We start from the raw sequence: 8214 nt of genomic DNA, 5'->3' as shown, positions 1-8214 counted from the left end.
TGGTGCGGGACTTCAAGTCTCGTGGTGTGCCGATCGACTGTGTGGGGTTCCAGTCGCATCTGGGCACGACGTTGGCTGGTGACTATCAGGCCAATTTGCAGCGGTTCGCTGATCTGGGTGTGGACGTGCAGATCACCGAGCTGGACGTGATGACCGGCTCCAACCAGGCGAACATCTTCGCCTCGGTCACCCGGGCCTGCCTGGCTGTCTCGCGCTGCACCGGCATCACCGTGTGGGGCGTACGGGACAGCGACTCGTGGCGAGGCTCCGACAACGCCCTCCTGTTCGACAGGTCGGGTAACAAGAAGGCCGCGTACACCGCGGTCCTCAACGCCCTGAACGAGGGATCGAACCCGCCGTCGACGCCCCCGCCGGGCACCCCGGTGGACACCACCGCCTGGTACGTGCTGGTGAACCGGAACAGCGGCAAGGCGCTCGACGTGTACGAGCGGGCGACAGCTGACGGCGCGCGGATCACCCAGTGGTCCCGTAACGACGGCGCGTGGCAGCAGTGGCAGTTCGTGGACTCCGGCGGTGGCTACTACCGGCTGAAGTCCCGCAACTCGGGCAAGGTGTTGGACGTCTACAACTTCTCCACCTCCGACGGTGGGGCGATCGTCCAGTGGAGCGACGGCAACGGTACGAACCAGCAGTTCCGCATCGCCGAATCGAGCGGCGGTTACCTGCGTCTGATCAACCGCAACAGCGGCAAGGCGGTCGAGGTCCAGGGCGCGTCCACCGCCGACGGCGGGAACATCGTCCAGTACACCGACTGGGGTGGCAACAACCAGCAGTGGCAGCTGGTCCGCATCGGGTAGACCACCAGTCACCTGCGGCGCGACCGCTCGAAGTGCTGCCGGCAGCGGTGGCGCGGACGCACCCGTCCGCGCCACCGTCACCGCCGCCCACGGCGGCGCGCACCGCAGTCGGCCAGATCGAGCCCCTATAGTCGCCAGGTGAACGTGGAACGGGTCCGGCAGGCGTACTCATCGGTCGCGGAGCTCTACATCGGGCTGTTCGGCAGCCGCGAGCAGGTACACCCCGACGACCTCGCCTTCATCGGGCGGCATCTGGCGGGCCGGCCCGGCGCGGTGCTCGACCTGGGCTGCGGGCCCGGCCACCTCACCGACCACCTCCGTTCGCTGGGGGTCGACGCGAGGGGCCTCGACATGGTCCCGGAGTTCATCGACCACGCCCGGGCGACCCACCCGGGTGGCAGGTACCAGCTCGGGACCATCGACACCCTCGACGTCGCCGCCGGTTCCCTCTCCGGGCTCCTGGCCTGGTACTCACTGATCCACCTTCCGCCGCCGGATCTCGACGGCGTGCTCGCTCGGCTCCGGCGGGCTGTGGCCCCGGGCGGGACGGTGGTGATCGGTTTCTTCGACGCCGACGAGGTGGGCGCGTTCGACCACAAGGTCGTTACCGCCTATCGCTGGCCGGTCGACGAATTCTCCGCGCGGCTGGCGCGAGCCGGCTTCACCGAAGTGGAACGCCTTCAGCGGCCCGGCGATGACACTCAGCGGCCGCACGCAGTCATCGCGGCCACCGCGACCGCCTGAGGATCGCCGACGACGCCCCGCGTCCATCGACGTTTGTGGCACCCGAGTGTCGGGCAACACCCCTCGCCATGACGAATGAACGAGTCAGGTCCGTCGGCGGCTACTTCATGCGACTTCTCGGGGGAGTGGCGGTCATCGTGGGCATTCTGGGTTTCTTCGCCACGTTGACCGAGGGCAATCTGGTCGGGTTGATCCTCAGCGTCATCTTCGTCGTCGGCGGGGTCGTCGCCCTCAAGCGTTCCGGCGGGACGCGTCGCGCGAGAGAGGTCGCGTGAGGTATCGCCTCAGGTGACGGCCGGTCGTCAGGTCGGACGGGTGGGACCGTCGTCCAGCATGTGGTTACGGGCCGGACGCCAGGTCCACCGGTGGCATCCTGGGCGGGGAGCACTGTCGCTCTCCCCGTGCCACTCGCACGGTGCGCCGACGATCGGAGCAACAGCCCATGGGTGGCTCACGCATTCTCGCGCTCGGTCACTACCAGCCGGCCGCCGTGCTCACGAACGACGACCTGGCGCGCATGGTCGACACCAGCGACGAGTGGATCCGCAGTCGGGTGGGGATCCGTACCCGCCACATCGCCGACAAGACCGAGTCCGTCGACCTGATGGCGACCCAGGCGGCCCGGCACGCTCTGGAGAACGCCGGCGTACGGGCCGAGGACGTCGACTACGTCCTGGTCGCCACCTGCACCGCCGAGGACCGGTCGCCCAACATCGCCGCCCGGGTGGCCGCGCGGCTGGGCCTGCCGAGTCCGGCCGCGCTTGATCTCAATGTCGCCTGCGCCGGCTTCACGCACGCCCTCGCCACCGCCGACCACGCCATCCGCGCGGGAGCGGCGCGCACGGCCGTCGTCGTCGGCGCGGAGAGACTCTCCGACTGGACGGACTGGTCGGACCGGAGCACCTGCGTGCTCATCGGTGACGGTGCGGGCGCCGCGGTCCTCACCGCCGCCGAGCAGCCGGAGGTCGGGCCCGTCGTGTGGGGCTCGGTGCCGGAGATGTCCGACGCCGTCCGCATCGAGGGACGCGACGGTACGTTCCAGCAGGCGGGGCAGACGGTCTTCAGGTGGACGACGACCGCTCTGCCGCGCATCGCCATCTCGGTCTGCGAGCGTGCCGGCATCGACCCGTCGGAACTGGCGGCGATCGTCCCGCACCAGGCCAACCTGCGCATCGTCGAGCCACTTGCCCAACGGATCGGCGCCGAGAACGCGGTGATCGCCCGGGACGTCGTCGACTCGGGCAACACCTCGGCGGCAAGCATCCCGCTGGCACTGTCCAAGATGGTCGCGCGTGGTGAGATCCCCTCCGGGGGCTGGGTGCTGCTGTTCGGCTTCGGCGGTGGCCTGTCCTACGCCGGCCAGGTGGTGCGCTGCCCCTGATCAGCCCGGCTCCGCTCACCGCCCGGGGGGCAGCGCGCGAGCCGTGCCGCGACGCTCAGAGCTGCGCGATCGCCGCTTCGGTGGCCAGGGCTATGAGGGCGTCGTCGGGGGTGGCGTCCTTCTCGTCGCGGCTGGACAGCACGACGAGGACGATCGGGGCGCGATTCGGCGGCCAGATCACTGCGATGTCGTTGCGGGTGCCGTACCCGCCGGTGCCGGTCTTGTCACCGACGATCCAGCCGTCCGGAACGCCGGCCCGGATCAGGGTGCCGCCTGTGGTGTTGCCCCTCAGCCAGCCGATGAGGGTGTCGCGGTCGGTGGGTTCGAGGGCGTCGGCGACGGCGTACGCCCGCAGGTCGTCAGCCAGTGCCTGAGGGCTGCTGGTGTCCCGCCTGTCGCCGGGCGTCGCCTCGTTGAGGCTTGTCTCGTACCGGGAAGCGTCGGTGACCGTGTCACCGATCTTCCGCAGTTCGGCCTCGAACCGCTTCGGTCCACCGAGGTGCCGCAGCAGCAGGTTGCCTGCGGTGTTGTCGCTGTACCGGACTGCGGCGTCGGCGAGGGCGCGCAACGTCATCCCGTCGGCGACGTGCCGCTCGGTGATCGGCGAGTACGTCACCAGGTCGCTCGCCGAGTACCGCACAACCCGGTCCAGTTCCGCGTCGGTGGTCGCGTCGAGGACCTCGGCGGCGGCGAGCGCCTTGTACGTCGAGGCGTAGGCGAACCGCTCGTCGGCGCGGTAGCGCACCGTCCGACCCGTGCCTGTGTCGATGGCGTGGACGCCCAGCCGTGCCCCGTACGTCTTCTCCAGCCGGGGGAAGTCCTGGCTGCGATCGGGGGTGGGGGAGGCGCTGGCCGGTGCCTCATCGCGGTCGCGTACCGGCGCCTCGGCCGGCTCGGGGACGCTGCTGCACGCGGCCAGGGCGACCACTGCCGCCGCCGCGACGGCCGCCGTCGTCAGACGTCCTGTCGGCCCGGCGTCGGCGCGGGAACCGAGCATGACCCGAAACCCCCATCTGTGCTGGTGGCTGACGCTCGCGGACAGGGAGACGGCGGCCATAGTATCGCCCCCCGCCAGCCGGGGTACCTGTCAGTGAGACTGCTGATGGGAGCGGACATGACGAAGGTTCTGATGGTGTTGACCTCGCACGACCAGCTGGGGGACACCGGAAACAAGACAGGCTTCTGGTTGGAGGAGCTGGCGACGCCCTACTACCGCTTTCGGGACGCCGGATGGGACGTGACGCTCGCCTCACCCCAGGGTGGGCGGGCGCCCCTGGACCCCAAGAGCAGGGAGCCGGATTTCCAGACGGATGAGACCCGCCGGTTCGAGGCGGACGCCGAGGCGGCACGCCAGCTCGATTCGACGGTACGGCTCGACTCGGTGTCGGTCGAGGAGTTCGACACCGTCTTCTACCCGGGCGGCCACGGCCCGCTGTGGGATCTCGCCGAGGACGACACATCTGTCGAGCTGATCGAGCGGGTCGTCGCGGCGGGCAAGCCCATCGCGCTTGTGTGCCACGCACCGGGAGTGTTGCGGCGCTGTACGACGCCAGGTGGTGAGCCGCTGGTCGCCGGACGGCGGGTCACCGGTTTCACCGACAGCGAGGAGGAGGAGATGGGCCTGACGAAGGTCGTGCCCTTCCTCGTCGAGAGTGAGTTGACCGCCAAGGGGGCGGAGTTCTCCAAGGCCGGCAACTTCGAGCCGTACGTGGTGACCGACGGTCTGCTCGTCACCGGTCAGAACCCGGCCTCGTCGGGTCCGGCCGCCGACCAGCTGATCTCCCTGGTCGCCCGGAACGGCTGACAGCAGCGCCACCTCCATCCGGTGGGGCCACGACCGGTGGTCCCGCCGGACGGAGTCGCTACACCCGCCGACTGTGACATCTGATGTATGCGCGTGGCGCTATGCGTGTCGGCCCCGCCCGCCTCTACGGCCGCCAGCGAATCTCCTCTGAATCTTCCTGGTCACTGTGCTGGGGACGACAAGGTCCACATCGATCGATCGTTGCCTATCTCGCGACCCGGGTGTAACGTTCGCGAAACACATCGTATGTTTGTCGATCGATGGGTCGCCCAGGGCCCCACGCGGCGACATCGTGTTGTGGCACCACCGAGCGGATCCACTGTGGCTCTCATTCCTGTCGCGCGCGTGAAGTGGCCGGATCGGTCACCGTTTGGAGGATCGATGTCAGACCTGACCCGACGGCAGGCCCTGAAGATGGGCGCGGCCGGCGCGGGCGGCGCCCTGCTGCCGCTACCGTGGACGGCGGCGGCCCGAGGTGGATCCGCGGCGCCTCCAGCGGTGCTGGCGGCCGGGGATCTGGCGCTCTGGTACGACGAGTCGGCCGGCACCGACTGGCTCCGGGCGCTACCGATCGGAAACGGCCGACTCGGCGCCATGGTGTTCGGAAACGTCGACTCGGAGCGGCTACAGCTCAACGAGGACACCGTCTGGGCCGGCGGCCCGCACGATCCCAGCAACACCAGAGGTGCGGGAGCGCTGGCGGAGATCCGGCGACTGGTCTTCGCGAACCAGTGGACCCAGGCCCAGAACCTCATCAACCAGAACATGCTCGGCAATCCGGTGGGGCAGTTGGCCTACCAGACCGTCGGCAACCTCCGGCTGACCTTCCCCACCTCGGGCTCCGCCTCGCAGTACGACAGGCAACTGGACCTGACCACCGCGACCACGTCGGTGACGTACGTGATGAACGGTGTGCGTTACCAGCGTGAGGTGTTCGCGAGCGCGCCCGACCAGGTCATCGCAATGCGCCTGACCGCCGACCGGGCCGGGTCGGTCACGTTCACCGCGACCTTCGACAGCCCGCAACGGACGTCGGTCGCCAGCCCGGACGGCACCACCATCTCGCTCGACGGCGTCTCCGGCAACCAGGAGGGGGTCAACGGATCGGTCCGCTTCCTCGCGCTGGCCAACGCCACAGTCAGCGGCGGCACCGTGTCCAGCTCCGGCGGCACCCTGCGGGTCACCAACGCCACAAGCGTGACCTTGTTGATCTCCATCGGCTCCAGCTACGTCAACTACCGCAACGTCGGGGGTGACTACCAGGGTCTCGCGCGGGGGCGCCTCACCGCGGCGCGGGCGAGCAGCTACGACCAGTTGCGCGGCCGGCACGTGACCGACTACCAGGCGCTGTTCGGTCGGGTCAGCCTGGACCTGGGCCGTACCTCCGCCGCCGACCAGCCGACCGACGTGCGGATCGCCCAGCACAACAGCGTCAACGATCCGCAGTTCTCCGCGCTGCTGTTCCAGTTCGGCAGGTACCTGTTGATCTCGTCGTCGCGGCCCGGCACACAGCCGGCCAACCTCCAGGGCATCTGGAACGACTCGTTGACCCCGTCGTGGGACTCCAAGTACACGATCAACGCCAACCTGCCGATGAACTACTGGCTGGCCAACACGACGAACCTGTCGGAGTGTCACAGCCCGGTGTTCGACATGATCCGGGACCTCGCGGTCGCCGGCACCCGTACGGCGCAGGTGCAGTACGGCGCGGCGGGCGGCTGGGTCACCCACCACAACACCGACGCGTGGCGGGCCACCTCGGTGGTGGACGGCGCCTTCTGGGGCATGTGGCAGACCGGTGGAGCCTGGCTGAGCACCCTGATCTGGGACCACTACCTGTTCACCGGCGACATCGAGTTCCTGCGGGCGAACTATCCGGCGATGAAGGGTGCCGCGCAGTTCTTCCTCAACACCCTGGTGACCGAGCCGACCCTCGGCTACCTGGTCACCAACCCGTCGAACTCCCCGGAGCTGAGCCACCACACGGACGCCAGCGTCTGCGCCGGCCCCACGATGGACAACCAGATCCTGCGGGACCTGTTCGACGGCTGCGCCCGGGCCAGCGAGATCCTCGGCGTCGACGAGACGTTCCGCGCCCAGGCGCGCGCCACCCGCGACAGGCTTCCCCCGATGAAGATCGGATCTCGGGGCAACATCCAGGAATGGCTCTACGACTGGGTGGAGACCGAGCGCAACCACAGGCACATCTCCCATCTGTACGGGCTGGCCCCGAGCAACCAGATCACCAAGCGGGGTACGTCACAGTTGTTCGAGGCCGCGCGCAGGACGCTGGAGCTGCGCGGCGACGACGGCACGGGCTGGTCGCTGGCCTGGAAAATCAACTTCTGGGCGCGGATGGAGGAGGGAAAGCGGGCCCACGACCTGATCCGCTATCTCGCGACCACCGCACGCCTCGCGCCAAACATGTTCGACCTGCACCCGCCGTTCCAGATCGACGGCAACTTCGGCGCCACCGCCGGCATCGCGGAGATGCTGTTGCAGAGCCACGCCGGTGAGCTGCACGTCCTGCCGGCGCTGCCGCCGGCGTGGCCGAGCGGCCGGGTGGCCGGCCTGCGCGGCCGGGGCGGGCACACGGTCGGCGTCACCTGGGCCAACGGGCAGGCCACCGAGATTCTCCTGCGGCCGGACCGCGCCGGTACGGTCCGCCTGCGGTCGCGGATCCTGACCGGCACCGTCACGGTTGTCGACACCGCCGACGGCACGGCAGCCCGGACCACGCGGATCGAGAGCGACCTGATCGACGTCACAGTGCAGGCCGGACGCACCTACCGGGTCACCAGTTCCGGCGCCACCACACCGACGTTGGAGCAGAGCTTCACCAACGCGGGCATCACCAACGACACAAACACGGGCGTCGGCAACTTCGACGGCAACGGGGCCACGCTCTCCGCGCAGGCGCTGGCGCAGGCCGGCGTCACCCCGGGCAGCACGGTGAGCCGCGACGGGGTCACCTTCCGCTGGCCCAACGTCAGCCCCGGAGTCGCCGACAACGCCATCGCCTCGGGCCAGTCGATAAGCGTGACAGGCACCGGTCGTACCCTCGGGTTCCTCCTGGCCGGCACGTACGGCGCGGTGTCGGGGACCGCGGCGGTGGTCTACGCCGACGGCACCCGTCAGACGTTCACCCTGAGCTCTCCCGACTGGTACGGGGGACCGAACTCCGCCGGTACGGCGGCAATCGTGACCGCGTACCAGAACCGGCCCGGCAACCAGCGTCAGGCCACGGCCGCCTGCGTCTACTACGTCGGCGTGACGTTGCAGAACAAGGCGGTGGCCCGGGTGGAGTTGCCGAACATCAGTGCCCGGCCCGCATCCGGGGTGCCGACCATGCACATCTTCGCCATCGCGATCGGCGCCTGACGGCGTCCGTACGCACCTGCCGACCACCCGGCCCCGCGCGTGTCCCGTCCGGACGCGAGCGGGGCCGGGTGGCGCTTGACGGGCGA

At 69.5% G+C, this 8214-nt stretch carries 7 protein-coding genes; 6 read left to right on the top strand and 1 reads right to left on the bottom strand.

Annotated elements, in window-relative coordinates:
• The 4 genes from ACZ6N8_RS26105 to ACZ6N8_RS26090 all read left to right on the top strand — a co-directional run.
• On the top strand, positions 1-818 hold an 818-nt coding region (locus ACZ6N8_RS26105), incomplete at its 5' end, for an RICIN domain-containing protein (RefSeq protein WP_466013143.1).
• 138 nt (positions 819-956) lie between these two features.
• On the top strand, positions 957-1562 hold the full coding sequence (locus ACZ6N8_RS26100; protein ID WP_466013142.1) for a class I SAM-dependent methyltransferase: 606 nt from the start codon (positions 957-959) through the stop codon (positions 1560-1562).
• A 68-nt stretch (positions 1563-1630) separates the two neighbouring features.
• A complete protein-coding gene (locus tag ACZ6N8_RS26095) occupies positions 1631-1837 on the top strand; it encodes a hypothetical protein (RefSeq protein ID WP_466013141.1) in 207 nt (68 codons plus the stop codon).
• Between the two features lie 167 nt (positions 1838-2004).
• Positions 2005-2943, top strand: a complete 939-nt coding sequence (locus ACZ6N8_RS26090; protein ID WP_387123606.1) for a beta-ketoacyl-ACP synthase III — start codon at positions 2005-2007, stop codon at positions 2941-2943.
• A 55-nt stretch (positions 2944-2998) separates the two neighbouring features.
• Here ACZ6N8_RS26090 and bla read toward each other — a convergent pair whose 3' ends face one another.
• Positions 2999-3940 carry a class A beta-lactamase gene (gene bla, locus ACZ6N8_RS26085; RefSeq protein WP_466013140.1) on the bottom strand — a complete coding sequence of 314 codons (942 nt, stop codon included), beginning with the start codon at positions 3938-3940 and terminating at the stop codon, positions 2999-3001.
• Between the two features lie 117 nt (positions 3941-4057).
• On the opposite strand from bla, the gene ACZ6N8_RS26080 reads away from it, so the two are divergent.
• Complete coding sequence (locus ACZ6N8_RS26080) at positions 4058-4747, top strand: type 1 glutamine amidotransferase domain-containing protein (protein WP_466013139.1); 690 nt, start codon at positions 4058-4060, stop codon at positions 4745-4747.
• Between the two features lie 381 nt (positions 4748-5128).
• Complete coding sequence (locus tag ACZ6N8_RS26075; RefSeq protein WP_466013138.1) at positions 5129-8128, top strand: glycoside hydrolase family 95 protein; 3000 nt, start codon at positions 5129-5131, stop codon at positions 8126-8128.
• Positions 8129-8214 lie beyond the last annotated feature (86 nt).

Source organism: Micromonospora sp. NPDC047521, assembly GCF_055587305.1.
Note: the sequence above shows the minus strand (reverse complement) of the source record. Positions and strands in the feature narration are given on the sequence as shown.